1 protein-coding gene and 1 pseudogene are annotated in these 1,436 nt (G+C 72.7%); one reads left to right on the top strand and one right to left on the bottom strand.

Features of this window, described 5'->3' with window-relative positions:
* On the bottom strand, positions 1–893 hold an 893-nt coding region (locus tag ACZ6JE_RS15040), incomplete at its 3' end, for a MurR/RpiR family transcriptional regulator (RefSeq protein ID WP_464319455.1).
* A gap of 218 nt (positions 894–1,111) precedes the next feature.
* Here ACZ6JE_RS15040 and ACZ6JE_RS15035 point away from each other — a divergent pair.
* Positions 1,112–1,436 (top strand): annotated as a pseudogene (locus tag ACZ6JE_RS15035) (ornithine cyclodeaminase family protein); the annotation flags it as partial.

The raw sequence follows: 1,436 nt of genomic DNA, 5'->3' as shown, positions 1-1,436 counted from the left end.
GAGTCGAAGACGAGATCCTGACCGACGGGGGCCACGAGACGGACGTCGATCAGATGCGCGAACGGCACGAGCGGGGTGTCGATGATGCCGACCGTCGTCATGCCGAGCTCACGGGCACGGGCGAGGGCCCGCACGGTGGCCGCGGGGTAGCGCGGCATCGCGAACACGATCAGCGTGCTCGCTCCGTCGAGGTGCAGCTGCGTGAGGTCGTCGTCGAGCCGCGCCGCGTCGTCGAGCACGTGGACCCCGGGCACGATGCGCTGCGCCAGGTACCCGACGTAGTTCGCGAGCGCCGCCGACACCCGCAGCCCCACGATGCCGACCGGACGGCTGTCGGCGATCAGCTCGACCGCGCGCCGCATGGCCTCCGACGCGATGGTCGCCTCGACGGCGCGCAGGTTCTGCCGCTCGTGCGCGAGGGCCGCGCCCGGCGTCGTGGCCGCACCGCCGACGCCGCCCGAGGCACCGCCCGCACCCCCGGCACCGCCGGCACCACCGGCACCGCCCGCGCCGGCCGTGCCGATGCCGCCGCCTGCGCCGGCCGCGCCGGCCCTGCCGCCCTCGCCGGGCCTGCCGCCTGCACCGTCTGCGCCCGCGCCGCCTGCCCCACGCGCCGGGGGAGTGGCCGTCAGCACGGCGTCACGCGCCGCGTTGCGGAACTCGGCGTAGCCCGAGAACCCCAGCGCCGTCGCGATGCGGGTGACCGTGGGCTGGCTGACGCCCGCCGCCTCGGCCATGTCGATGGTCGACGCGAAGGCCACCTGCGGCAGCGAGTCGAGCATGTGCTGCACCACACGGCGTTGAGTGGGCGACAGCCGGTGCTGGTGCACCAGGTCGATCAGCCAGCCGCGGACGCCGTCGAGCTGGTGGTCGTCCAGATGCGGCGTGCTCACGGGTGGGGCCTCTCGGTGGGGTGCTCGCCACGGTAGCGGCGCACGGGGCCGGAACCGCGCCTCCTGAACATCATTAAACACAACCGTCACACAGCGCATGGAACAATTCACGCAAGCATCGTCACGCCAGCACGCCAGCACGCCAGCACGCCAGCACGTCAGCACGTCAGCACGTCAGCACGACAAGCACGTCCCGCGCACCCGACCCGAGGAGAACCGTGACCACACCGACCCGCCCGATCTGGCTGCGATACCTCTCGGGGCCCGACATCGACTCCCTCGACATCCCCTCGGCGGCGATCGTCGACGCGATCGACTCGGTCGTCGCCGCCCACGGTCGCGGCGAGACGGTCTTCGAGCCGCGCATGCACCTCGTGCCCGACAACGGCGGGGTGGGTCACTTCAACGTGCTGCGCGGGCACGTGTCGACCCTCGGCGAGCGGGGCGTCAGCGGCGTCAAGGTCGTCGGCGACTTCGTGCCGAACTACCTCGAGGGGCTGCCGAGCGAGATGGCGATGGCGACCCTCTTCGACCCCTACAACG

It is taken from the genome of Frigoribacterium sp. AC759 (assembly GCF_979256015.1).
The sequence above is the reverse complement of the archived record's forward strand: the minus strand, read 5'-3'. Positions and strand labels throughout refer to the sequence as shown.